Origin of the sequence: Streptococcus sp. SR4, from assembly GCF_000517725.1 — a bacterium.
In the GTDB taxonomy this organism is placed as follows: domain Bacteria; phylum Bacillota; class Bacilli; order Lactobacillales; family Streptococcaceae; genus Streptococcus; species Streptococcus salivarius_F.
Genome location: NZ_AZYW01000019.1, coordinates 1 through 26,108, shown reverse-complemented (window position 1 = coordinate 26,108; position 26,108 = coordinate 1). Strand labels below are relative to the sequence as shown.

The following is a 26,108-nucleotide window of genomic DNA, read 5'->3' as shown; positions in this document are numbered from 1 at the left end:
ATCCGGAATAGCTATTCCGGATGTCATCTTAAAATTTATCTTTGGTGTCATTCTTAGTTGAGAAAGTGATATCTTTTGATTTCCCATCACCACTAAGCGTTACTTTCTTATCTTTTTTAGTCACTTTTAGCTCTTGACCTTTTTTCACATTGAGACTATCGATATCAACGTCTTTGTTGACAGAAGTAACAGTCATCTTATGTCCCAAACGGCTAACCTTCCCTTTGAAAAGGGTTGTCGTTGTTTCGCCTGTCTTCGAATCATACTTTTGACCGCTGTCTTTTGCAGCTTTTTCAAGAGCTTCATCAAGTTCTTTTTCTATGGTTTCCTCACTGTAATAGTTTTCAAAGGAATCTCCATAGAAGGCTTTAAATAAATCTCCAAAGGCTGAGAAGGACTTCTGAACCCTCTCACGATAGTCCTTGATATAAGTTTTCTTATCAAAAGTATAGCTAGCAGTCACCTTCGCATTGCTACCTTTTACTTTCATGGTTACAGCAGTATCTGTAAAGTACTTTTCAAGCTCCTTACTATCCAAGTCTGTCAAACTTTCAGACATGCTTGAACTATACTCTCTACCTAGAGAACTACTGTACCATTTGCCATCAATATTACCTGTCACATAACGGTAAGTCATAAAGCCACCGATACATAAGAAGACAAGGACTACCGCTGACAAAACTGAGACTAGGATGCGTTTTTTCTTTTTGGGATCCATTGGTTTCTTAGGAGCCAAATTTGCCATAGCTGCTTGTCCTTCTGGAAAAGCAACCGTAGAAGGTGCAGTTGCTGTTACTACTGGTGCCGTTTCTGTTGGTAGAGGACTAGTGCTTGTCTCGACGATTTCTGCCTCAACCTTAACAGGTTCAGTAGTAACTGTATTTTCAGCTTTAGCTGGTGCTTCATTAACAAACTCTCCAGCTTTCAAAGCATCCGCCATTTCCTGAACACTCGGCTTACGTCCGTTTACCGTCTCAAAATAGTCCAACCATTCTTCTCTTGTCATTTATATTCCCCTTTAATTTCCTTTTTTATTTATTTTTTGTAAAGCTAATGTCACCAAATTCACTGTGTGCCTTGATAGTAAAACCTTCATTGTTGGGTGTATAATCTAATACATCACCTTTTTTAAAAGCATCTGAATCTCCAGCCTTATCCACAGTGATTGTTTGCTCCCAACGGTTAATATCACCCGTGAAAGCAGTTGTTGTAACACGACCGGTTTTGGCATCGTAGGTATAACTCTTTGGAAGTTCTTTCTTCACTGTCTCATCAAACTGTTTATAGTAGTCTTTTTCTGACAATGAATAACTATCAAAAACCTCCGAGAACTCCTCGCCGTACTGACCTTTCAATTCAGTAACTCTACTTTGGTAAGCCTGATAAAGACCTTTACGATTGTAAACAAAGCTCACTTTTAAGTGAGCCTTATTGTCAGTAATGCTCATTGCTGTATTGATATCGGTGATAAGATCTTGACCTTGTGGTAAAGCATTACTAACTTTATTCTTAGTAGTAGCAGTGTCTTTCAGAGTGGCTAACATTTTCTCACTAAAGGTTGGACTTGTCCAATCGCCCTCAATGCTTGCGGCTCGATAACGGTATCCCATCACGAGACAAACAATCAAAAGTATGGTGAGTATCGCTGCAATCACACCTGATACCATCCCCACAATATTCTTTGAGGTTACTGGCTCCTTTGATTCTTTTACTTGTTGACTAGGATTGAATTGAACACTCACCATCCTATCAGCATTAAACTCTTTAAACCTATTAGTCGCTCTATTCCCTGCTGTAGAAGCCATTGGTGGCCTCAATTCATGAGGCTTGAGAGGATGTGCTGTTTCACCCAAACTAAGCCCTTCTTCTTTTGTCATAGGAATCTCCTTATCTTGCTGTAAGGTTATTATAACAATTCTTAAAGCGTTTTTCTATCTTATCCGGGAAAGTCCTTTATTTTTAATTTGGATAAACACTCTAATATAGAGGATTTCTAGCAAAAAAAGTAGCCCTTATAGAGCTACTTTTGTCTATCGCTTACCCTTTGTAATCAAAGGCAATTTCGATAATTTCTTTCAATTCTGAAATAAGTGGTTCTTTCGGATTAGCTGTTGTACATTGGTCTTCATAAGCATGTTCGGCCAAAGTATAGGCAGTGTCTTGAAGAAGTTTCTTAGTGACACCTTGTCCCTTCCAGTTCATGTCAATACCAACGGCAACACCCAATTCGTATACTTTTTGTGCCAAAACTTCAACCAATTCAGCATCTGATTGTTTGTCAGTACCCCATCCCATGAAACGAGCGATATCTGCGTAATCTTTGTCTGCACGGAAGTAGTCATATTTAGGGAACATAGCGTGTTTTTGAGGATCACGACCGTTGTAACGGATAACGTGAGGCATCAAAATCGCATTAGTACGTCCGTGTGGAATGTCAAACATAGGACCAACCTTGTGAGCGAGTGAGTGGTTGATACCAAGGAAGGCGTTGGCAAAGGCCATACCAGCCATTGTTGATGCATTATGCATTTTTTCACGTGATTCTTCATCACCAAAGCGGTAAGAATGTTCAAGATTTTCAAAAACAAGTTTAATTGCTTGGAGTGAAAGTCCACGTGTATAGTCGCTAGCCATGACTGATACATAAGATTCAATGGCGTGAGTCAAAACGTCCATACCTGTATCTGCTGTAACGCTAGCAGGCACACTCATAACCAAAGCAGGGTCAACGATAGCAATGTCCGGAGTCAAAGCATAGTCTGCCAATGGGTACTTGATATGAGTTTCACTATCAGTGATAACAGCGAATGACGTTACCTCTGAACCTGTACCTGAAGTTGTTGGGATACAGATAAATGTTGTCTTCTGAGCGTAAGGAATCTTGTAAGTACGTTTACGAATATCCAAGAATTTTTGTTTAGCGCCGAAGAAACTTACATCTGGGTTTTCAAAGAACATCCACATAGCCTTAGCAGCGTCCATTGCAGAACCACCACCAAGAGCGATGATAACATCTGGTTGGAAGTCTACAAAGCGTTCCAAACCTTTGTAAACCGTATTCGTAGATGGGTTTGGCTCAACATCCGAGAAAACATCTACTGCTGGTCTGTGGCGGTTAAGTTCCAATTGACGTTTAACCAAGTCTGCATAACCAAACTGAACCATACCAGGGTCACAAACCAACATCACGCGCTCAGCTTCAATGTGACGCAAGTAAGTTATTGAATCTTTTTCGAAGAAGATTTTTGGTGGGACGCGAAACCATTGCATGTTATTGCGACGCTTTGACAATGTTTTGACATTCAAGAGATCAAATGAGCTAACATTGTGTGACACTGAGTTATGACCGTGTGAACCACAACCAAGAGTCAATGATGGAATCATGTTATTGTAGATATTACCGATACCACCTTCAGCTGATGGGCTATTTACCAAGACACGGCAGGCTTTCATGCGAATACCATATTGGAGTTGGAGCTCTTCATTTTCAGTGTGGATAACAGCTGTGTGTCCAAGACCACCCAAATTAAGCATGCCTTCTGCTTTTTTGAAACCATCTTCAACGCCATCAGATTTGATAAGGGCAAGTACTGGAGACAATTTTTCCAAGGCAAGTGGATGTTCCATTGTTGCATCTGGAATTTCTGCCAAAAGCATTTTTGTACCTGCAGGTACTTTAAGACCAGCTTTTTCAGCAATTTCAATAGCTGAGTGACCTACAATAGCGCCGTTTACAGCTGTGCGTGCTTCATTAAGAACGACTTTTTCCAATTTAGCAATATCAGCTTTTTTAGAAATGATGACACATTGATGTGCTTCGAATTCAGCCTTAACTTCATCATAAATAGCTGCATCAACGATAGCTGCTTGTTCAGAAGCACAAATCATACCATTGTCAAAAGTTTTTGAAACGATGATATCGTTGACAGCACGTTTAACTTTAGCATCAGCAGCAATATAAGATGGTACGTTCCCGGCTCCTACACCAAGAGCTGGTTTACCAGTTGAATAAGCGGCCTTAACCATACCAGGTCCACCAGTCGCAAGTACCGTAGCAATCTTAGGATGGTTCATCAAAAGACCAGTTGCTTCGATAGATGGCTCTTCAATCCACTGGATACAATCCTTAGGAGCACCTGCTTCAATAGCCGCATCACGAACAATACGAGCAGCTTCTGCAGATGATTTTTGAGCTGATGGGTGGAAGGCGAAGACAATAGAGTTACGTGTCTTCAATGCAATGAGGGCTTTGAAAATCGTTGTTGAAGTTGGGTTAGTTGTTGGTGTAACCCCACAGATAACACCGACCGGTTCAGCGATAGAAACCAAACCTTGTTCTTTATCTTCAGCAATAACGCCTACAGTTTTGTCATATTTAATACTATTCCAAATGTATTCAGAAGCATACATGTTCTTGATGGCTTTATCTTCATAAATACCACGCCCTGTTTCATCAACGGCCAATTTAGCCAAATACATGTGTTTATCTAGGGCAGCAATCGCAGCTTGGTGAACAATATGGTCCACTTGCTCCTGCGTAAAGTTAGCCATAGCATCAAGGGCTTCAACACCCTTTGTTGCCAATTCATCAATTACTGTTTGAACATCTTTAGTTTGTTTAGTCATATGAAACTCCTTTGAATACTTGTTAAAAACTTCACAAGTTTTAACACAAGTATATTATAACGTTTTCTAGTCGTTATGTAAACCCTTACAACGACAAAAATAAAGAAATCCGTCCATTTTTGGACAGATTTCATCATTATTACCAAATAATCACGCGATCTTCTGGGGCACGCCACATGCCGTCGCCCTCTTTAACGTCAAATTCCTTGTGGAATTCGTCAAAGTTGCTCACGATAACATTGGTGCGCCATTTAGCTGGAGCATGCACATCCACGCTAGCTAACATTTGCATGTATTCTTCACGTGCTTTCATACGCCAGATTGTCGCAAAATTAACAAAGAACTCACGAACTGAAAAATCCTTATCTCGTTTAGCGGCCTCTAAGGCACAGGCTACACCACCGAGGTCAGCAACATTCTCAGAAACAGTCAATTTACCATTGACCTTGGCACCATAAGAGTCCAAGCCCTCAAACTGATCCACAATCTTGTCAGTACGTTCCTTAAAGGCTGCATAGTCTTCTTCAGTCCACCAATTCTTAAGACTACCATTCTCATCAAAGGAAGCTCCGTTTGTATCAAAGGCATGGGAAATCTCGTGAGCAATGACAGCACCAATACCACCATAGTTGGCTGATGACGATTGGTGAAGGTCATAGAAAGGTGCTTGAAGGATAGCTGCTGGGAAAACAATTTGGTTCTGCTGTGGATCATAGTAAGCATTAACCATGTGGGCAGGCATATGCCACTCACTTCGATCAACTGGTTGGTTCCACTTACTCCAGCTATGAGCAATTGAAATTTCGACTAACTTCTGTGCATTCTCAACAAGTGACAAGTTCTCATCAATAATCTTCTTATTATATGTCTCAGGTAGTTTTTCTGGATAACCGATATGAGGCGTAATGACATTAAGTTTCGTAATAGCTTTTTCACGTGTTTCCGGTGCCAACCAATCCGCTGTTTGAAGGCGTGATTTATAAACATCAATCATGGTTGCCACTTTGGCTTCAACGTCTGCTTTTGCTTCTGGTGAGAATTTTTCACCTGCATACCATAGTCCTAGAGCTTGATTGTAAGGGCCTTGTGCCAAATAGTAGGCTCCTTTTTTCTTGTCCCAGGCTTGTGGTGTTCCTGAAAGCGCACGACCATATTTTCCAAATAGAACACGAAGTTCATCTGTCAAATAGGCATTCCAAATTGTCGTAGCATCGATAAGTAGGCTCGCCTTAAGTAGCTCCCAATTATCTTCTGAATAATATTCCGCCGCAAATTCTGTCCAGAAGCGCTCTTCAGGAACGATAACTTTATCAGGAACTTGTCCCAAGATTTCTGTGAAGATGTTATCAAGTGGGAGTTCCGGTGCTAGCTTGGTAAAGTCTTCCCAATCATATGGGTGGTAGAGTTCCACATACTCGGAAGATTCTTCACTCGAAAGGACATACTTGGCCAACTTAGCATCAAGGGCGATAACCTTGTCCAAGATATCTTTGATTTCTTCAGCTGTAAAGCCATATTTCTCAAGGAGTTCTTCTTCCATTTCACGCCAAATTCCTAAAAGCTCCTTGCCCTTCTCATTATCCTCAGTGTAATAGGTTGTATCAGGTAAAATAATACTTGGCGCTGCTGCCCAGAGGACATTTAATTGAGCATTCATAAAGTCTGGAGATACACCGAATGGGAACTCATTAGGCTTACCAGACATCTCATAGTCAGCAATTTTCGAAGCAAATTCTGAGAATGAGGAAAGCTTCTTGTATTCTTCAATCCAAGGTTTAACAGGCTCGATACCCAATGCCTCACGTTTGTCAAAGTCCGTAGCCATACGGTGAAACTTTATAAAGTTTTGTAGAATGGCATTGTCAGGAACATTCTCTCCTGCCAACCATTGATCAGTTGTTTCAAGCATGAGGTCTTCAATTTCATCTGCTAAATCTGAGAAACCTCCTGTGCGTGGTTTATCATCGGGAATCACTGCTGTTTTTTCCCACTCACCATTAATCGCATGGTAAAAATCATCTTGTAAGCGTGTCATTACACTTCCTCCATCAACATTAAAAGTGCTTTCATTATAACAAAATTCCCCAGCAAAAGCATTTACTGAGGAAAGTTTGGCTTATTTTACTAAGATTGCTAGGGTTTGATAAGGCTTAAGACTTACCTTTTCAGCAAGCTCTGCATCATCATAGTTTGACAAGAGCACGCGCCCTACTTGGTATTCTGCTGGAATCTCCACTTCAACTTCACTTCCGTAGAAATTATTGAGTACCAAGAGTTTTTGATCGTCTAAGTAGCGTTCAAAGGCGTAGACTTGTTGATTATCCTCAAATGCTGGCTGATAGCTTCCTTCTGAAATGATAGGCATTTCTTTGCGCAAGCGAATCAATTCTTTATAGAATTTAAAGATTGGTCCATCGATTTCATTTTCAACGTTGATGTCTTTATAAGATTTACCGACTTTCAACCATGGAGTGCCTGTTGAAAAACCTGCATTCTCAGAAGCATCCCATTGCATTGGCGTACGAGAATTATCACGTGATTTGGCTTGAATGATCTTGAAGGCCTGCTCAGGAGACTCGCCTTGGTCCAAGAGCATTTGGTAAGCATTGATGGATTCCACATCCACGTAATCTGCCATAGAATCATAATCTGGATCAATCATCCCGATTTCTTCGCCCATGTAGATATAAGGTGTTCCACGTGATAGGTGAATGCTAGCTGCTAGCATGGTCGCTCCTTCATTACGAAAGTTCTTAATATCCACAAAGCGATTCAAGGCACGAGGTTGGTCATGGTTATTCCAGAAAAGGGCACTCCAACCACCTCGTTCACTCATTTCCTTACCCCAGGTATGATAGAGACGTTTGAGCTCTTCAAAATCAAAGGGAGCAATGGTCCATTTTTGACCATCTTCATAGTCTACTTTAAGATGGTGGAAGTTAAAGGCCATAGACAACTCGTGGCGCTCCGGTGCTGAATACAAAACACAGTTGTCAATGGTTGTCGATGACATCTCTCCAACTGTCATAAAGCTATCATCAGAACCAAAGGTCGCTTCATTCATCATACGAAGATAGTCATGGACAATTGGTTTATCCGTATAAGCTGGTTTCCCTTCATTTTCAGGGCAATCTACCAAGACCTCATCTTTCCCAATCAAATTGATTACATCGAAACGGAAACCTTTGACTCCCTTGTCCCGCCAGAAGTTGACCACCTTGAACAATTCCTTGCGGACATTGGGATTGCGCCAATTGAGGTCCGCCTGTGTCACGTCAAAGAGGTGAAGGTAATATTTCCCCGTATCTCCAAAAGGAGCCCAGGCAGAACCACCAAATTTAGACAACCAATCGGTTGGTTGGTTCTGAATAAAGAAGAAATCTTGATAATACTGGTCTCCAGCCAAAGCTTTTTGGAACCACTCATGCTCCGTCGAGCAATGGTTGAGCACCATGTCTAGCATGAAATCAATCTTGTGCTCTTTTCCAACACGGACCATTTCTTCAAAATCAGTCATGTCTCCAAAGACAGGGTTAACGGCTGTATAGTCTGAAATATCGTAACCATTGTCACGTTGTGGGCTCGGATAGAAAGGATTGAGCCAAACCATATCCACGCCTAACTCTGATAGATAAGGAATTTTTTCAATGATGCCTCTGAAATCACCGATTCCATTTCCTGTAGTGTCCTTATATGATTTTGGATAAATTTGGTATACAACCTTTGTTTTATCTAATGCCATGTGATTTTTCCTCTTTTGTCCTTTATATGTAGAGGTGGAACCGTAACGTCTCCACCCCTTAGCTTATTTTGTTCGATGAGCAATCATGAGAGCATCACCACGTTTGATATCACGTGGAAGATCCCCTTCAACATCTGCTTGGAAATCATCTTGATTTGTAATGATAACTGGAGTCTCAGTGACCAAACCAGCCTTTTTAATAACATCCATATCAAAACTAATCAATTGTTGACCAACAACAACTTTATCACCTTGAGCAACGTGAGCCTCAAATCCTTTTCCGTCAAGGCTAACCGTATCCATACCAATGTGCATCAATAGCTCCACGCCTTCTTCAGAAACGATACCGACTGCGTGCTTAGTTGGGAAGAGTACTGTCACTGTCCCATTGACTGGTGAAACCAATTCACCTTGACTTGGTTCAATCACGACGCCTTGTCCCATGACACCTGATGAGAAGACTGGGTCTGTAGCTTGGCTAAGTGGTTTCACTTGTCCAGCAAGTGGGCTCACCAGTTGGGCTGTTTTAACAAGGGCTGTTGGTTCTGCATGAACTGCAAATTCTGCTTCTTCTTGAGCCGCGAATTCCGCTTGAAGCTCTGTGCTATCTTCTGTTTTTGTGAAGAGTCCAGCCTTGCGGAAAAAGAAGGTCAAGACCATAGGTACAATGATAGCAACAAGCATAATTCCTGCAAATGGAATCATATACTTAGGTTGAATTGATAGAATACCAGGCAACCCACCAATACCAATGGAGGCCGCTGTAACGTTAAAGGTTACTGATAGAAGACCTGCGATAGATGAACCAATCATACCCGCAACAAATGGGTAAATATATTTGACGTTAACCCCAAAGAGGGCTGGTTCTGTAACACCAAGATAAGCTGAAATAGTAGCTGGAAGTGAAATTTGAGCCTCACGTTCATCATGACGATGCATAATATAGTAAGCAAAAACAGCTGAACCTTGAGCAATGTTTGATAGAGCAATCATAGGCCAAAGAGCTGTTCCACCAGCATCCGCAATCAACTGAGTATCAATTGCATTGGTCATGTGGTGAAGACCAGTAATAACGAACGGCGCATAAAGGGCACCAAAAACAGCACCGAAAAGCCATTTTACAGGACCTGTCAAACCAGCAAGAACCACTGTTGAAAGAGCTTGGCCAATAGTCCAACCAATAGGACCTAAAACAGTATGAGCCAAAATAAGGGCTGGAATCAATGACAAGAACGGTACAAAAATCATTGATACTACTTCTGGTACATGTTTACGCCAGAAAATTTCAAGATAAGAAAGTGACAAACCAGCAAGAAGGGCAGGAATAACTTGCGCTTGATAACCTATACGATTAACAGTAAAGAATCCAAAATCCCAAACCCAATTCTTAGCAATTTCAGACGCTGGTGTCGATGCTACTGAATAAGCGTTAAGCAATTGTGGTGATACCAGACAGATACCCAAAACAATTCCAAGAATTTGGCTAGTCCCCATTTTACGAGAAACAGACCAAGTAATACCTACAGGCAAAAATTGGAAAATAGCTTCACCAGGTAACCACAAGAAGTGATTCACTCCTGACCAGAACTGAGAAACCTCGGTAATTGTCTTACCGTCAAGCATTGACCAATGCACACCCTCAAGAACATTACGGAAACCAAGGATTAATCCCCCAACGATAAGGGCTGGAATAATAGGTGTAAAGATCTCCGCTAAGGTTGTCATAACACGCTGAACTGGGTTTTGATTGCTCTTGGCAGCTGATTTAGCAGCTTCTTTAGAAACACCTTCAATCCCTGATACAGCAGTGAAATCGTTATAAAAGATTGGTACATCATTACCAATGATAACTTGGAATTGACCTGCATTGGTGAAAGTCCCCTTAACAGCAGGAATGGCTTCGATTGTTTTCACATCTGCCTTCTTATCATCACCAAGAACGAAACGCATGCGCGTCGCACAGTGAGTAACAGCAGTCACATTTTCTTTACCACCGATTGCAGTAAGCAGATCTTTTGCTTCTTGTTCAAATTTACCCATTTGAATCTCCTTTTCTTTTTTGACAATATCTATTTGACTTGATAAACTGATTGTAAGCGATTACAAATTTGTCTGCAAGTGTTCCGGGATTTTTTTAACATATTTTTGTAAAAAAACATCGGTTGTATGTTTTTTTACCTACAAATGAGGAGAAAAATGAAAAAATATCAGATTATTTATAAGGATTTAGAAAAAGCTATCCATGAGCAAAAGTATCAAGTGGGAGACTTTCTCCCCACCGAGCAAGAATTGGTTCAATCTTACCAGGTTAGTCGAGACACTATACGAAAGGCGTTAACCTTACTCGTTGAAGAAGGCTTGGTCAAAAAGATTCATGGCTCTGGCTCTCAGGTTATTAACCAGGAACAAATCAACTTTCCTGTGTCTGACCTTACTAGTTACCAAGAACTAATAGAACAACAAAGCCTTAATTCGCAAACCAATGTTATTTCTCTGGATAAAATCATTGTTGATTCAAAACTCTCAGAAAGAACTGGTCTTTCTAATAGCCGACAGGTCTGGCGTGTTGTTCGTCAAAGAGTCGTTGATAGCTGCGCCTCTGTTATAGATATTGATTACCTAGATGCCAGCCTTGTTCCGCAACTAAACCGTAGCATTGCTGAATACTCTATTTACGACTACATTGAGAATCAGCTCAACCTTAGCATTTCCCACGCCTTTAAAGAAATCACTATCGATAATGCTACCGATCAGGATAAGATTCTTATCGACCTAGGTAAGGACCAGCACGTTGTCTGTGTCCGTTCAAAAGTTTATTTAAACAATGGAAAACAGTTCCAATTTACGGAAAGTCGCCACAAACTTGAAAAATTCAAATTCGTTGATTATGCCAAGCGCCACCATTGAAAGAAAGGGCTCTGCTAACAGAAAAAGTATCGGACAAGAATGTCCGATACTTTTTAGTTTTTACGGATAGGATCTGCTAAATACTCTGCACGAGCGCCACCAATTAACTTAGGACGACTCGCCAAAGCAGTCACATGGGCACCACCTAATTCTGGAATAATAGGGCGAAGAGGAACTTGGACCCTCTTCACATGCATACCAATAGAGGTATCCCCAATATCAATACCAGCCTGAGCGACAATTTCCTCCACCTCAACAGGATCCTTCATATAGTCGAAAGCAGCCAGCTGACCACTTCCCCCAGCGTGCAAGGTTGGAAGAACATTAACAATTTCCAAATCTTTAGCCATGGCGAGATCACGCTCAACAACCAAAGCACGATTCAGATGTTCGCAGCCTTGAACAGCCAAGTAAATTCCTTTAGGTTCCAAAACCTCAAGAATAGTTTTCACAATTCGTTGGCCAATTTCACGGCTAGAGGCTTTGCCAATAGTCCCACCAGCAACCTCACTGGAAGACAATCCCAAGACAAAGATAGCTCCTCTCCCAATAGCTGAACGTTCAACAATATCTTCTACAAGCACACGTGTCTTCTCTTCTAAATCTAGCAACATCACAACAGCCCTCCTTTAGACAACAGCTGTATTCAGGATTCGCACAATAAGATAGTACAGAATCACAAAAAAGACAAGGAAAAATGCCCCTAATAATAATAACTGCCTACGGCGTTTCTTACTTAGGTCCCAGGAGAAACCAAATCCCATCAAAAAAGGACCAACACTATAACTTAGCATAAACCATAAATCTACACGTGCTATATGCCAAAAAGAAGAAATAAAGGCCGCCAAACCTATTAAGGATAAAATCCAAGAAAAGTCCCAACGATCTGGTTTAGCAAAAGCTAAGCCTATTAAGAAGCAGCCCAAGGCAGGCATGATAATAAATGATAGGGTCATAAAATAAAACATGCCATTATTATAGCATGTTTTACAGTTTCATGTTAGTGGCGGTTAATAACACCATAAGCAATAGTGAATGCAATAGCAGCAATACCTACAACGATTGCCATGATAGCCCAAAAAATAGTCATCGCACGGCGTCCCTTACGATTGTTGAAAGGAAGTCCCCAACCAACCATGATAACACCTAGCAATCCAAGCCAGATTTTATAAGTGATAACAATCGCCGAATCAAAATAGGCAAAAGCAACCAAACCTAAACCTAGCAAAGAAATCAAATAAGACCACTTACCCTTCAAAAATGAAGGCAAGGCCCAACCAAATAACACTAAACCTAGTAGAGCAAGAGCTCCACCACCAAAAAATACAGGTACAATATAATTATCAAACATATTCATATTATAGCATATCTTAAAAAGTTAGGAAATAGAATCTATCAACCAAAGCCATATCCACTCTTTAAAATTTGTTTACTCTCAATCACAGATTAATTGGCAGATACTAACTATTTTTTTGAGCTAATTAAGCTTTGTTTGCGCCACATCTATAATCAAAACGAACTGAAATTTAGAAATCGAGGGCAAATCTGTGGCAAAACATAAGAAAAAGGCTTGTCCATATTGGACAAACCCTTTCATTTCAAGCTTATATACTCTAATTAAGCTTTGTTTGCTGAACATAGTTGATTTATTCGCCATACTTCCTATTACATCGTAAAACGCTATATTTAAGATTTCAAACAACTATATTAATAGGATGAAAACTTCATTTTTCCTCTTAGTTCTATAAAAAGTGTGGCTAATTTGAGGCAAAATATTAAACTAAATTTGCCACAAATCGTAAGACCTGGTTTAACAAGGTTTTGTTTCAATTAATCTTAGAATAGCTTTATATCAACACCCAGAAGTTTCATGCTAATTGTTTATTTCAAAAAATTTGTATAAGTTCTATTGAATAAGGGAAACTACCTCAAATATTAATATGGTAATTTTAAATAACTAATTATCATTTGTATTATAATAGAAGAAAAAAGGAGATTAATTATAAAAAAAGAGGCTGTATTATTTGAAGATAGAAAATATCGTTATTTACTTTCTCGTAATTGGTATGATACTAAACCTACAGTTTTGTTTATTGGTCTGAATCCTTCTACAGCTGATAAAAAAGAGGACGACCCTACAATTAATAAATGTGTCAGTTACACTAAAAGTTGGGGATATGGAAAATAATGATGGCAAACCTTTTTGCTTTTAGAAGTACTGATCCTAGTATCCTTAATCATGTAAGTAATCCTATTGGGTCAGATAGTGATTTTTATCTTCAAAAATCTGCATCAGAAGCCGATTTAGTTATTGCATGTTGGGGAAATCCGAGTAGACAATTTAATCGTGACAAAGAAGTTATTTCCTTAATCTCAAACTTATATTGTTTAAAACAAAAATGGTACACCACATCACCCACTCTATTTTTCCAAGGAAACAAAACCATCTCCCTATATACAATAAACTCTTATTCAATTTAGAGTTACTGAGGTGAAATAAGTTTTCAATATAAATCAATACAAAAGAAAGATGCTTGAAACTAGCATTTTTTTAACACCATATACTGTTACGTGTTTCAATTCAACCTCTACATTTGTGACAAGAAACTATATTACAGATATATTTTTTATAACCTTCTATAAACCATTCCATAACTTTATCTTACTTACTATATTACTGATTTGTTTTTCTAAATCTAGAATTTCTATATCCTCCTTATCCATTTCCTTTGCAATTACAATTGATTCTGAGACTTTATTCTGAACATAATGACTTCCCTTATTCTTACTTCTGCTATTTTCATTCAAAAAATCATCAATCTTTTCAAACTTACCTATTTGTTTATCAACCTTATAAACTTTTTTGAAGATGTTTTTTGATAAATAGTTTTCTATTTCTTTACCTTCTGTAATCCATACTATTGCATTATTTTTATTAAATTCACCCTTAATTCTTTGCTTAGTTTTATTTATTCGTTTGCCAGGACCAGTTTTATCGCTATCTATCACTATGATAGAATGAATATTAGCCCTAAATAGCTGTATTAATTCATTAAATTCATTAACTTCCCCAGTTAAATGAGAAAGTAATCTTCCCCCATAAAACAAAATCTGATAATGAACATTTTCCTTTAAAGAACCATTTGAATATAGCTCAATCCATCTATTTATATAAATCCTATCAGAGGGGCCTTCAACCCAAATTACTGCGTTAGATTGTAATATGTCACTCGCTCGAACACCTAAATTCATTAATATACCTTCATTTTCAATAAATGAAAGTGCAGAATTAGTCACAATAATGCCATTTTCTTTTTTTATATGAGTAAGTGTTACATTCTCTTTTCCACTGAATATATTTATTGGGATAGTAGAGTGAGTTGTTAAAAACATTTGAGTATTATATTTGATTGCCCATTGATACAAAAACTCAAACAAATTTCTCTGTATAGTTGGATGTAAATTGTTCTCTAATTCTTCAAAAATAAATATAGAATTACATATTGATAATTCAAAATTATTACTTGTATATTCCCTTGTTTCTAAAAATAGTTTTATCAAAACCAACAAGACCGTTTTTAAACCACTACCAGAACTTGAAATAGGAATTTTCCCATTTTCATTCACTAATAAAATTTCCCACATAGGATTAGAAGTATCCGTTGTTTCAATTTCTTGGCACATTATCCTAGTGAAATTATTTTCCGGTTTCATAATTTCGTTTAACGCCTCTAAAATATCACCCTCGACAATCTCATTTGGAAGACTAGCTACATTTAGGTATTGCCTCAATAAATTGGTTGCACCGGCTCCGTCCTCAGATACAGTTTTTTTACCATTTTGTACCTCGGGTATTAGATTTCTATCTGCAGATAATTTGATTATTTTTAGCCTTTTCAACTTATTTGATCTGAATCTATTTGCCAAATCTGTAAATTCTTCTATTGTTTTGTTCCTATTTAGTTCCTCTAAAGTGATACTTGATATATCTGATAACACCATCTGAGGTTCACCTATAGTTTTCCAGGGCTGAAAGTCATAAGACAGACACTTATCGACATATTTTTTCCCAAAATCCCAATGATTACCTCTAATATGACCCCCATACATATTGTCTCTAAACACAAGTTGTATATCATCTTCTTCTGGACAAAAACTAAATCTCACTTTCGTATTCTCAGTTATATATCGATTACTATCATTCCCAGAAATCAATATTTCTATTGACTGCAATAGTGTTGACTTTCCTATGTTATTTTGTCCAACCAATATATTAAAGTTATCAATTTTTTCAAAGCCAACATAAGAATCTCCTATGTGCTTATAATTTTTGAGTTTTAACGATTTAAGGTGATTCATTACCCCTCCTTCTGAATAATTATTATAATAAGTTCAAACGGTACATTAACCAAATAAATTAATTGATATTTCAAAATTATAGCATATTGTACTCAGTGCAAGCTTAGAAGTTCATTAATTACATGACACTTATCTATATTTATTTCTTTTTTATCAAAGTCCTCATCAAATCTGAAACAATAATTTGATAAAATAAAGTTAACTACGGAAGGGATTTTCTATAAAAAATACTTGGCTTACTGTTTTTACTTTAACTATTGCTTAAATAGTTATATGCTCGACTAATAGACTAACTTCAAGGATGGTAATTATTATTGAGTTTTAAGTAAGCGAATTATGTTTTCCTTATCTTTTAGAGAGGATATAGAGACTGTTAAAAATTAAGCCAATTACTTTTAGATAAGTGAATACAATCAAATTATTACGTTTTCTGCCTTTAATATAGTCAATAAACATAAACAATATTTCTATAATTAGCATTAAACCTGAACATATATAGAAAGGAAATACTATGCAAAACTTAGACGAACTATTCGAAAACTTAAATGAATTTGTCAAAAACTTTGAAATATTAATTCAAAAAAACCTTTTTAACAATCAATATAATGACGAGCTTCGTAATTTTGGAAATGATATTATTTCACTCTGCAAATCAAAACGATTCAATATCACATCAAATGATTTATTATCATTAGACTCTTTCAATGAACTGTTTACGAAAACAAATGTTTCATCAAAAGGATACCTTGTATCTCAAGTAGAAAATTTCTATACAGAAGTTATCGAACCGACAAAGGATGAATATTATCACAATTAGATGATTGAAAAATCACTTAGAATCCGTCCTATTGTTTTAAAGTGATAGGAGACTATCTATATTATTTGCCTAAAAAATCTGTTTGATTCAACATTTTAACTAAATAACTTCCCTTAATCCAGTAAAACTGAGGATACATTCTTAAACCGTTAATCTCAAAAGTTTTTTCAGTTGAATCTTTCCCTGATCCTCTTAAGAAAACGTCACATTCCCTTGCTTTGGGAAAATTAGGTGCCTCCTCTATAAGTCCTTTTTTATTAAGTATAGGCTGTCCATTTTTATCTTCTGTGATAACCAATTTTAGCTTATTATCTAAGATTAATGAACGTGTTCTATCCCAAACTAATCGAACAGTATCTTCAATAAATTTATCCTCAAAGCTAATCAACTTAAAACCTTTAAAAACATTGCTTTCATACTCATCTGGATTTACTTCCTCAAATACACTAAACAAAATTTTTTGTTCTGAAAAAAAGCTATACAATGTGCTGTCTTCAAATTGAACAGTAGTATCAGTTATCTCCGAGAAATCAACCATCAACAATTTTGTATCTTCTGTTCTACCACCCTTCCTAGTTTGAACAATCGTCTTGGACTTAATCCCAAACTTGTTGAATAATGCAATCTTCTCAATTTTTCGGGCTTTCTTACTAAACATCTTGGCTACAACAATTGATGATATGCTCTTTGAAACTTTACCATTTTTTGCGAGTTTCATTGGCACATTCAATTCGTTAGCAATTTCTTTTATACTTTTACCTATAAATTGTTTACCTAACTTCTCTAGAATATCTTTTAGCCCCTCTATACTAGTAAATTCTTTATCTGGGTAAAGTGGTTTAAAATCTTTCCCCAAATGTTGTTGGACAATTGTAGAGACATAACTCCTAGTTAGTCTAAATCTTGGTGGATGAGGATACTTAGGTGCTGTATCCATATATGACATTTCTGTTCTCAGTTTAGAAATTTTAGGGAATTCAATACTTTTATCAAGTGCATTTTTTTCAACATTACGAACAAAGTCTCTTACTATTTTCCAATCGTTTTCCAAAACCTTTTTATCTTCTTCGCTAAAAATCAGGAATTGATAGCCTTGAATTGGAAAATTACTATATTCAGAGGCTTTCACTGTTTTATCAGAATCATAAAGATAATAAACAAGTAGAAGTTCCTCTAATTTATGCCATAAAGTTGATTCATAAAAATTATCTTGACTTCCAATTTTATCAACAGAAACTGCGGTTATACTCATTGGCTCTTTCGCCTCTAAAGCATATTTGCTTTTACTTTTAGGAGAAGATTTTTTTAACCCTGTTGTTTTAAGCTCTACAGGTCTCCCATCAATTAATAAGTCTGCTTCTTGCTTGGTATCCGCTTGATAGCCAAAGACAGATTGTTCAATAACATCCCCTGCAATTCCTGTAATTTTGGGCTTTTCTTTAGTCTTATCGAACACGTTGTTTTTGTCTATCTGACCTAAAGTTTTACCAACTACCTTATCTAAAATACGAACTACTTCTTCCTCTGTAAATATGTGATCTGCCATATGATAACCTCTCATACTTTTTGTACTATCACCATTATACCAAAAGCAATGTTTAACCCTTGATCAATACGAAAAGTTATTGTATAATTAAAAAATGAATACACAGGAGAAACACATGAATGTTTTAGAATTATTCGCTGGTGTCGGTGGTTTCCGAATTGGACTAGAGAACTCGGATAAAAATTTTTTCAAAACAATATGGAGTAATCAGTGGGAACCTTCTCGTAAGTCTCAAGATGCTTTTGAAGTTTACAATTACCACTTCCCTGATAGTGAAAATATTGGATATAGTATCTCAGATATTCCGGATGAAAAATTTGCCTCAATGGATGCTGACATAATTGTCGGCGGTTTTCCTTGTCAAGACTATTCCGTAGCACGTAGTAAAAAAAATGAACAAGGTATTGAAGGTAAGAAAGGGGTACTCTTCTGGGAAATTATACGAGCAACTCGTATCATTAAACCTAAATATTTAATTCTAGAAAATGTTGACCGATTACTAAAAGCCCCTTCTAAACAGCGAGGTAGAGATTTTGCAATTATGCTTACTGCGTTCAATAATTTAGGTTATTCAGTTGAATGGCGTGTTATTAATGCAGCTGACTATGGAAGAAGTCAAAGAAGACGGCGAGTTTTCTTTTTCGTCTTTAGAAACGACACAAAATATGCGAAATCATTAGATAGCAAATATGAAAATGAGGACATAGTTTTTGAAGAACATAAGTATGATGACTATCTTTTTCAAACTGGATTATTTGCAACTCAATTTCCAATAAAACAAGCACCTGTTAAAAATCGCCAAGTTTTCTATGAACTTGAGGATGATATTGTTGCTGTTTCCGATAACTTTACAGGAACGGTTTGGAATACTGGAGTTATGCGTCATGGGAAATATTACTCTATTGAAACAGCAGCCAACTTCGATGGTAACCCTATTACTCTAGGAGAAATTCTCCAAGATGAAACTGAGGTACCTGATAAATACTTTTTAACGGATAAGGCTAAGCTAGAAAAATTTCAGTATCTTAGAGGGCCGAAGAAACTAGAAAGAACCTCAGCTGATGGACATACATATATTTACTCGGAGGGGGGAATGTCACCATATGATGATTTGAACCTTCCAGGACGGACTATGTTGACATCTGAAGGAACTGTCAATCGCTCTACACATTTTCTATTTGTAAATAATAAGTACCGCCTTCTAACTCCTATAGAAGCTGAGCGTCTTCAGGATTTCCCAGATGATTGGACAGCGTATAAAAAACTAGAAGATGGAGCTGTTGTTGAAGTTTCAGATAAAATGAGAATGTTTTTTATGGGAAATGCATTGGTCACCGAGATTGTTAGAAAAATTGGTGATTATATAAAAAAAGTGGAGATTATGTAATAATGAAAAAACAAGAAAGTAAACATCTTGAAAATTGGTTAAGTGTATTTAACGATGTTGTAAGCTCTGGTTTAGTTGTCGAGGCAAACGATTTTTTAAATGAATACATTGAAAAATTTTTAAAAGAAAACCCCGATATCAGGGTTGCTAAACAAAATAGAATTAAAACTAATGTTAGTTTTAAAGATAAACTAATTAGAAATAACTATGTAAGCTCATGGACTTACGATGATAGTAACCATCAAGCTAATAAGGAAACTCTTTGCAAAAACCTCCCTGATTTTATCGGTTTTCGCATTAATCCATTGTTTGGTAATGAGGAAGAGTCACTTGCTAACTCACTAATAGAGTTCTTAAACAATCAAACTAATATAGTAATACCAGAAGCTGAACAAAATCCTAAAAATTTACAATCAAATGGTCACGCAATAATAAAATTCCAAGGACATATAAATTTAGAAAAAGAACCCACTATAAAGTTTGGGTTTGAAATCCAAATTAAATCTATGGTTCATAATTTATGGGGAGAAGTTGAACATCGTTCAATTTATAAGCCTAATAGTTTTGATTTTAGAATAGATGAAAACAAAAAAAGCGTCGAGAATATATGGCAAATACTCACTAGTGTTGATCAACAATTATTTAATATTAATAAGGAAATTTATAGAAAAGATGACTTATTAAAACAACTATTTACAATTTATCTGGACGAAATGAAACTGATACCAACTCTTAATTCTCATTACTACTATTCAATATTTTTCAATACTTTCTTATTAAATGATATTGAGTCTCTAGAAAAATTATTAGCACAGCTGATAATTGAAAAAAATATTGAATCAAAATTAGACTATAATATCGAAAATCTTGAGAACAATTTTGCTTATGATACATTAGAAACTATATTAGCTAAAATTTTATATACAAACGAAAGTGAATTTATTGAAAAAATTTTTCAGCAATGCTTTAACAAAACTGAAGAAACTTCTTTTAAAAATATCCTAATATCTTCTATTATCAAAAATATGGGGCTAGATGAAAGTATTACTGAAGATTCCTTATTATATGATTATGATGAGGATGATGACGACAATAAAGACAGTCTAATTACAGAAGATAAGTCTGAACTGTTGACAAGTTTAGAACAATTCGGTTTTAAAACAGGAAGGTATAAATAATGACAAAGAGTAAAATTAAACAAGTGCATTCAGAGTTAGAAGAAATAATCTCAGAGAGTATTACTATATCAGAATTAATAGACAAGACAGCAGTTGATGTTTTCAATCCTACTGATTTTACTGGTTATCAACGTGAAATTAACACTAGACATGTTTCGAAAATTGTAAAATATATTACTGACGAATTCACAAAACATAACTTTATTTTTCCAAGTCCCATTATTTGTTCTAATCGAAGAGATGATGATAAGTTATATATTGTCGACGGCCAACATCGGGTAAATGCGTTTAAACAAATAAGAACAGATAATCCAACTCTATTCAATAACATTAAAGATTACGAGATGAATGTTATAACTTTAATAAATCCAACAATGAAATTAGAAGTCGATACATTTATAACAATTAACAAAACATCAAAAAAAGTTGATACATCATTAGCACTTATAGCAAAAACATTGTATTCTGGTACTTCGGATGATAGTAAAAATGCAAAAAAACAATATATTTTAGTAGGAACTGCTCGTAAAATGAATTCTTCAGATGATTCATACTATTTCAATAACATCGCATGGGAGGGAACTCCTAAATCTACTGGAAAATTAATATCACTTAACACATTTGTCAGAGCTTATATGCCAATTGTCAATTATTTAATCAGTGAGAACATTATTGATTTAGACAACTCTTCCAAAATAGATGAATACATAACCTATTGTACTCAAATAATAAATCATATTTGGAAATCATTCGAATATAAATGGCCAAAACTATTTAAAGAGGACAAAAATACTATTATTCAGGGAACCATAGGTTCCAGTGCAATTACCAAGTTTATAATCAATTATTTGAAGTTATCTGATGTCAACCAAAATAATTTACTTGACATTATTCATAATGCAATTAAAAAAACAAGTGATAGTTATGAAAATTGGTTACCAAATGGTAAATATTCAAATTACTCTTCCGGAGCTGGTCATACTATTATTTCAAAAATATTAACAGACAGTATAGATGAGTAATATCAATCTACTAACTTGAGTATTTTATTGAATGTGTTTACTGTGCTTGTCTACTATATATCGCATCTGATAGTTATCATTTAAAAGATGAAATAGACTTAAATTAAACTATATCTTAACAGTTAGAAAAAACTAAAGCTATTTTTCAAGTATAGTGGGTGACGAAAAGCTAACATCTAGAGAAGACCTAATCGGTCTTCTTTTTATGTCTGTTCAAAGTGATGAAGTTTCTAAAACCAAAGTCCATCCGTTTGATGTCTTTGATTAACTTATTAGTCGCTTCTAATTTCGCGTTTTAATTCTCTGTTTCTAGTGTGTTTATGATTTGTTGTTTGTGTCTAAGGAAAGTCCTAAAGACAGTTTGAAAGTAATAATTAACCTTAATCCTATTTTCCTCTCTGAGTTCAAAGAACTCATGTACTCCATTCTCTTGGAAGCGAAAAAGCAAAAGCTGATAGAAATCATAATAATTAGCGAGCTCTTCTGACAAATCTAGTGTTTTCTCAACGGTTTCATGCGGTATCAAAGTTTAACAGAAGGTATTTGAAAGTCTAATCATCTTTTCCTGATAACGAAGGCAGGGGGGCAGGATAGTCGATTTTTGCTTGAATTTCGATATTGAGTATCAGTTTCAAAAATTAAAAAAATAATGATAATAGGTTCTTTAATTTCGATTATTCTGAGGCATTCTTAATAGATCTCATAAAACCCTCATAAAGATGGTTTGGTTGCTTCTCATTTTAGTTCTTATGAAACTTATTGTACACACTTAAAGTTCTCTATAATTTCTACGACAATTTTATCTAATACAGAAATTGTAGAGCCATCATTCCGTAATTTTAATTTCGTTCTATGTTCAAAGAATGATGACTATATTCAAATACCCTTACATTTTTCATCTCTTTTCTTTGCTTTACTTTAAAAACAAAATAATGATTTCTTCCATCTTTAGCATTTTCTTGATTTAATCTGAAATAGTTAGTGTGACATAGTGCCATTGTGCGAAGAATATCATCAGTCAAAAATGTTAGTGGAACGCTCATATTAGAATACCTTTGAAAATCCTCCTCAAAATGTGAGTAGCTTTCAGAAAAGTAATCTATTTGTAAATCACCTGCGTATAGTTTCCTTCTATCCATCTCTTCTTCCTTCTTTCAACGGCATAAAATTCCCAACAATAATTCCTACTACTCGTGGATCTTCATCATAGGAGATAAAGATATCCCTGTACTTTGGATTAATAGAAACTAATCGCAAACCATTTTCTTCACGGTAAACTCGTTTAATATATGTTTGGTTATTACATATTACAGCGTAAACTGCACCATCATAATCAAAACCTGTCTCACGGATAAGAGCTACTGAACCGTTATGATATTTGGGTTCCATTGAATCTCCTGAAACCCATGAGGCAAAATCATGAGCTAGTTCTTCATTGAAATAAACAGTGTCATAGTTTCGATCATCATAAACTGATGCTCCAATACCGGCAGACATCTTTTCGTAAACATGATATTCATAGAGATTTTCTGAAATAGATATTACTTGTTGAGTTTTCTCTTTTTGCATCAAGTCACGAGCATATTCTACTACTTGATTTTTACCTTTATTCGACAATGTATTATACAGACGAACAATTTCAATTTCTGTAAAATATCCCTTTGGTACTTTAAGTATTTTTTCCAACTGTTTTACTTTATCTTTAGATGGTGCTTTTACTCCACGTTCCCATGCTGAATAGGCTTGATAACTAATTCCTAACTGATCTGCAATATCTTTTTGAGTCATTTTTAGCTCTTTTCTACGAGCTTTTAGTTTTTCTGATTGGTACATCATTTACCTCGCATCAATAGTAACTGTAATTCTGCTTTTTTCTTGGCTTCTTCATCTGAGAATTTTTCTTTATCCCAAACATATGCAATCGACTTTCCTTTGTTATAAACAAGCCATGTTTTTAAATCGCCATTATTATCTTTAATTGCTTTCCGGTTATCTTGATTTAATAAACCTGGGTATTCTTGGCTTGTTACAAAACCTACCTTTCTAACTTTCTGCTTAACCTGATTAATAAGGGAAGGTTGAAACTGATTGAATTCCTCTATAATTTGTTCTCTAATCTTATGAAACAAGCTAAAAATAAAGACATTATTCCCTTCAATGTAGGTCTCAACCGCTTGTTTAATCTCATTATTTTTACCAGGATAATATTCCCGTAGAAAGTCCAGAAGACGAAAAAATAAAGCTTGTTTAGAAACTTCTAGACTATTTTGTACTCGTTGAAAAATCTCACAATTATAGTAGATTTTTGATAAAAGGACAATATCTGGCATCAATACCACAGCCGAAAAGATATTAGCCTCTCGTTCCAGTATATCTTCTTGGTTATCTACAGACTCCGCAAAATAAGAACCGTTATGTTTTAGAATAAAATGTCCTAACTCGTGGCATAAGGTAAAGTTTTGTTTCACTTTGGGGTTATCTCTTTCATAAGAGAAACTAATACCCAATTCATCAGCTACTGTCAATCCTTCAATCTTACGATTAGAGAAGTGGTGACTAACCACTTGAATCTGATATTCTTGAATACAGTGTTGAAAGAAGTAGTTGAAATTATAATTTAGTAATGAAATGTCATAATCTTTCATATACTGGTATAACACATGTTTTGTAGACTTACTTATTCTTGTATACAATTCACTCAAAGACAGATACCTCCTTTAAGTATGAAAACGACAAAACTAAACCATTTTGGTTTAGTTTTATTATATGAAAAAAGTAGACTTTTGTCTACTGGATTAATTAATGAATTCTCTAAAAAGACGAAAACCGTGGTTTCTTATTAGGTCGTATTGATTATAATGTTTCTCCTTCTGATCAGGGTCAATAAAATCTATCAATCTATGTAATTCTCCCTCCTTACTTGATCTAAGATTTTGAAACAACTCCTCTGATAACATTATATTACCTGATAATGCTACTAGATTTTCAATAGAACCTGTTGGATTCTGAGATAATATTGCCCCTAAAAAACTATGAGCAAAACTATCATCCTTAGCTGATACCCTAAAGAACAAGTTAGGCTTATTATATTGCGATGGGATTAAACCATAACAAATAGGAAACTTACAACAGCTGAAGAACCTAGCTCCAATCCCAGCAAATTCCAATTTCCAATCATTTAATTCAATAACGTCTATATTAAATGAATCTGATATGTTACCAGATAATTCACCATCTTCTTTAATATAGCCTTCAAATTTGATTTTCATTCTATTAAACTGTTCCAAGGAATCAGTAGATTCCATACTTAGACTAGCAATATCCACTGTATGTTTTAGAACATTTTCATCTACAACTTGATTACTTTTCGCCTTAGTTAAGATATCGTCCGTCATTTTTGAAGCTAAGGTATTCTCTAACCACATTTGATAAATTAGCGCACGATATGCATATATAAAGGCATAATGTTCTATAGTTGTTTTCTTGACCTCGTTATCAATTTCGATTGATTTAAACAATTTAGAATCGTGAGACTTGCCATTTTTCTCTCCACAAAATCCTGGAAAAACACCAGATTGTGTAATTGGCACTTTGGAAAACATTTCTTCTCTATTTTGCCCTAAATTTTTCACAGTTGACTGTACTGTTTGCATATAAACATGACCACTCTTACCTATGGTCTCTTTTAGTAAAGCTTCTTGAATACTGTGAGAATCAATTGGTTTATATTGGCACGCATTATAATAACACTTTAAATTTTCGCTTCGTTTCTTTAAATCATCTGCCAAAAATACGCGAGAAACTTTTGCAATGGTTTCTTTGTCATATTTTTTCAATTCATTTCCTCCATACATTTAATCACACATGGTGTACCAGTTCATCCAAACTAATCCCGAAAAATTCTACTACCTTTACAGCATTTTTCAAAGACATACTCATCATATCTTGTTCCCATCGAAGAATAGTTCTTTTATTTACACCTAATTCCTTAGCCAGTTGAACTTTTGTTAAACCACGTTCAAGCCTCAATTCTTTTATTTTCATAGAAATCACATTCCTTTATCAAACGCTTTCTTCCGTTCTTCCATAAACTCAATTAATTCTTTTTTAAAAACTTTCTTCTCTTCATCAGTCAATCCCTTTGAATTCATACGGAAAAGCAGTTCAATATTATCCAACTCATCTGATTTTTCTTCTGAGTTACCAACTAGGTAATCAACTGATACACCCAAAATCTGTGCAATCTTTACTAGATTTTCTTGGGTTGGTTTTTTGACTCCACGTTCCCATGAAGCATAAGCTGGTTGCGAAATTCCTAGTTTTTCTGCCACATCGACTTGCGTTAGTCCTACTTGTTTTCTAAGTTCTTTTAAGCGTTCCGAAAATTCCATTTTAAACCTCTAAAAAATATTTTTCTTTTTTTCAAATTATCCCTTGACAAATATAACTATTAGTTATATAATCTAAATATAGCTGATAGTTATATCGGTTTTAAAAATAATAACGCCAAACTTTCGGCATTAT

22 protein-coding genes and 4 pseudogenes are annotated in these 26,108 nt (G+C 35.6%); 6 read left to right on the top strand and 20 right to left on the bottom strand.

Going from position 1 to position 26,108, the window contains the following annotated elements:
- Positions 1 to 28 precede the first annotated feature (28 nt).
- The 6 genes and pseudogenes from HMPREF1519_RS02130 to treP all read right to left on the bottom strand — a co-directional run bounded on the left by HMPREF1519_RS02130 (position 29) and on the right by treP (position 10,408).
- Positions 29 to 1,006, bottom strand: a complete 978-nt coding sequence (locus HMPREF1519_RS02130) for a hypothetical protein (protein WP_037611107.1) — start codon at positions 1,004 to 1,006, stop codon at positions 29 to 31.
- A 25-nt stretch (positions 1,007 to 1,031) separates the two neighbouring features.
- Positions 1,032 to 1,877, bottom strand: a complete 846-nt coding sequence (locus HMPREF1519_RS02125; protein ID WP_022496088.1) for a hypothetical protein — start codon at positions 1,875 to 1,877, stop codon at positions 1,032 to 1,034.
- A gap of 160 nt (positions 1,878 to 2,037) precedes the next feature.
- Positions 2,038 to 4,653 (bottom strand): annotated as a pseudogene (gene adhE, locus HMPREF1519_RS02120) (bifunctional acetaldehyde-CoA/alcohol dehydrogenase); the annotation flags it as partial.
- A gap of 112 nt (positions 4,654 to 4,765) precedes the next feature.
- Complete coding sequence (locus HMPREF1519_RS02115; protein WP_022496086.1) at positions 4,766 to 6,661, bottom strand: M13 family metallopeptidase; 1,896 nt, start codon at positions 6,659 to 6,661, stop codon at positions 4,766 to 4,768.
- Between the two features lie 81 nt (positions 6,662 to 6,742).
- Positions 6,743 to 8,368: an alpha,alpha-phosphotrehalase gene (gene treC / locus HMPREF1519_RS02110; RefSeq protein ID WP_037611105.1), complete on the bottom strand. Its 1,626-nt coding sequence runs from the start codon at positions 8,366 to 8,368 to the stop codon at positions 6,743 to 6,745.
- 63 nt (positions 8,369 to 8,431) lie between these two features.
- The gene (gene treP / locus HMPREF1519_RS02105; protein ID WP_022496084.1) at positions 8,432 to 10,408 is read right to left on the bottom strand and encodes a PTS system trehalose-specific EIIBC component; all 1,977 of its coding nucleotides are present in this window, start codon (positions 10,406 to 10,408) and stop codon (positions 8,432 to 8,434) included.
- 156 nt (positions 10,409 to 10,564) lie between these two features.
- On the opposite strand from treP, the gene treR reads away from it, so the two are divergent.
- A complete protein-coding gene (gene treR / locus HMPREF1519_RS02100; RefSeq protein WP_022496083.1) occupies positions 10,565 to 11,275 on the top strand; it encodes a trehalose operon repressor in 711 nt (236 codons plus the stop codon).
- Positions 11,276 to 11,328: 53 nt separating this feature from the next.
- Here treR and HMPREF1519_RS02095 read toward each other — a convergent pair whose 3' ends face one another.
- From HMPREF1519_RS02095 to HMPREF1519_RS02085, 4 genes are all read right to left on the bottom strand, one after another.
- Positions 11,329 to 11,889 (bottom strand): TIGR01440 family protein, encoded by a 561-nt coding sequence (locus tag HMPREF1519_RS02095; RefSeq protein ID WP_022496082.1) that lies wholly within the window; start codon positions 11,887 to 11,889, stop codon positions 11,329 to 11,331.
- 15 nt (positions 11,890 to 11,904) lie between these two features.
- Positions 11,905 to 12,243, bottom strand: a complete 339-nt coding sequence (locus HMPREF1519_RS10220) for a hypothetical protein (RefSeq protein ID WP_014635137.1) — start codon at positions 12,241 to 12,243, stop codon at positions 11,905 to 11,907.
- Positions 12,244 to 12,275: 32 nt separating this feature from the next.
- Positions 12,276 to 12,632, bottom strand: coding sequence for a hypothetical protein (locus tag HMPREF1519_RS02090; protein WP_002885732.1), 357 nt, complete (start codon positions 12,630 to 12,632; stop codon positions 12,276 to 12,278).
- Positions 12,633 to 12,752: 120 nt separating this feature from the next.
- Entirely contained in the window at positions 12,753 to 12,932 is a 180-nt protein-coding gene (locus tag HMPREF1519_RS02085; RefSeq protein ID WP_037611104.1) for a hypothetical protein, read from the bottom strand.
- Positions 12,933 to 13,361: 429 nt separating this feature from the next.
- On the opposite strand from HMPREF1519_RS02085, the pseudogene HMPREF1519_RS02080 reads away from it, so the two are divergent.
- Positions 13,362 to 13,756 (top strand): annotated as a pseudogene (locus HMPREF1519_RS02080) (DUF1643 domain-containing protein).
- 156 nt (positions 13,757 to 13,912) lie between these two features.
- Here the strand turns inward: HMPREF1519_RS02080 and HMPREF1519_RS02075 are convergent.
- On the bottom strand, positions 13,913 to 15,634 hold the full coding sequence (locus tag HMPREF1519_RS02075) for an ATP-dependent nuclease (protein ID WP_156024867.1): 1,722 nt from the start codon (positions 15,632 to 15,634) through the stop codon (positions 13,913 to 13,915).
- 511 nt (positions 15,635 to 16,145) lie between these two features.
- Between HMPREF1519_RS02075 and HMPREF1519_RS02070 the strand changes: the two genes are divergently transcribed.
- On the top strand, positions 16,146 to 16,451 hold the full coding sequence (locus HMPREF1519_RS02070) for a hypothetical protein (RefSeq protein ID WP_037611103.1): 306 nt from the start codon (positions 16,146 to 16,148) through the stop codon (positions 16,449 to 16,451).
- 61 nt (positions 16,452 to 16,512) lie between these two features.
- Here the strand turns inward: HMPREF1519_RS02070 and HMPREF1519_RS02065 are convergent, their stop codons facing one another.
- Positions 16,513 to 17,997: a MutH/Sau3AI family endonuclease gene (locus HMPREF1519_RS02065; RefSeq protein WP_037611102.1), complete on the bottom strand. Its 1,485-nt coding sequence runs from the start codon at positions 17,995 to 17,997 to the stop codon at positions 16,513 to 16,515.
- Positions 17,998 to 18,112: 115 nt separating this feature from the next.
- Here HMPREF1519_RS02065 and dcm point away from each other — a divergent pair, with 115 nt between their 5' ends.
- The 3 genes from dcm to HMPREF1519_RS02050 are packed head-to-tail and all read left to right on the top strand — an operon-like array spanning position 18,113 to position 21,584.
- Positions 18,113 to 19,384, top strand: a complete 1,272-nt coding sequence (gene dcm / locus HMPREF1519_RS02060; RefSeq protein WP_037611101.1) for a DNA (cytosine-5-)-methyltransferase — start codon at positions 18,113 to 18,115, stop codon at positions 19,382 to 19,384.
- A 2-nt stretch (positions 19,385 to 19,386) separates the two neighbouring features.
- Positions 19,387 to 20,562, top strand: a complete 1,176-nt coding sequence (locus tag HMPREF1519_RS02055) for a hypothetical protein (RefSeq protein ID WP_037611100.1) — start codon at positions 19,387 to 19,389, stop codon at positions 20,560 to 20,562.
- The gene (locus HMPREF1519_RS02050; protein WP_037611099.1) at positions 20,562 to 21,584 is read left to right on the top strand and encodes a DGQHR domain-containing protein; all 1,023 of its coding nucleotides are present in this window, start codon (positions 20,562 to 20,564) and stop codon (positions 21,582 to 21,584) included. The genes HMPREF1519_RS02055 and HMPREF1519_RS02050 overlap by 1 nt, the downstream gene beginning before the upstream one ends.
- Before the next feature lie 187 nt (positions 21,585 to 21,771).
- Here the strand turns inward: HMPREF1519_RS02050 and HMPREF1519_RS10215 are convergent.
- From HMPREF1519_RS10215 to HMPREF1519_RS02020, 8 genes and pseudogenes are all read right to left on the bottom strand, one after another.
- Positions 21,772 to 22,113, bottom strand: a pseudogene (locus tag HMPREF1519_RS10215) (transposase); the annotation flags it as partial.
- Positions 22,114 to 22,144: 31 nt separating this feature from the next.
- Positions 22,145 to 22,288, bottom strand: a pseudogene (locus HMPREF1519_RS10805) (ISL3 family transposase); the annotation flags it as partial.
- 135 nt (positions 22,289 to 22,423) lie between these two features.
- The gene (locus HMPREF1519_RS02045) at positions 22,424 to 22,723 is read right to left on the bottom strand and encodes a DUF5960 family protein (RefSeq protein WP_037611098.1); all 300 of its coding nucleotides are present in this window, start codon (positions 22,721 to 22,723) and stop codon (positions 22,424 to 22,426) included.
- Entirely contained in the window at positions 22,716 to 23,417 is a 702-nt protein-coding gene (locus HMPREF1519_RS02040) for a helix-turn-helix domain-containing protein (protein ID WP_037611097.1), read from the bottom strand. Before HMPREF1519_RS02040 ends, HMPREF1519_RS02045 begins: the two co-directional genes overlap by 8 nt.
- Positions 23,417 to 24,286 carry an ImmA/IrrE family metallo-endopeptidase gene (locus HMPREF1519_RS02035; RefSeq protein ID WP_037611096.1) on the bottom strand — a complete coding sequence of 290 codons (870 nt, stop codon included), beginning with the start codon at positions 24,284 to 24,286 and terminating at the stop codon, positions 23,417 to 23,419. Before HMPREF1519_RS02035 ends, HMPREF1519_RS02040 begins: the two co-directional genes overlap by 1 nt.
- Before the next feature lie 93 nt (positions 24,287 to 24,379).
- Positions 24,380 to 25,420, bottom strand: a complete 1,041-nt coding sequence (locus HMPREF1519_RS02030; RefSeq protein ID WP_037611095.1) for a hypothetical protein — start codon at positions 25,418 to 25,420, stop codon at positions 24,380 to 24,382.
- A gap of 22 nt (positions 25,421 to 25,442) precedes the next feature.
- Positions 25,443 to 25,628 (bottom strand): helix-turn-helix transcriptional regulator, encoded by a 186-nt coding sequence (locus tag HMPREF1519_RS02025; RefSeq protein ID WP_037611094.1) that lies wholly within the window; start codon positions 25,626 to 25,628, stop codon positions 25,443 to 25,445.
- Between the two features lie 5 nt (positions 25,629 to 25,633).
- Positions 25,634 to 25,975: a helix-turn-helix domain-containing protein gene (locus tag HMPREF1519_RS02020; RefSeq protein ID WP_037611093.1), complete on the bottom strand. Its 342-nt coding sequence runs from the start codon at positions 25,973 to 25,975 to the stop codon at positions 25,634 to 25,636.
- Between the last annotated feature and the right edge of the window lie 133 nt (positions 25,976 to 26,108).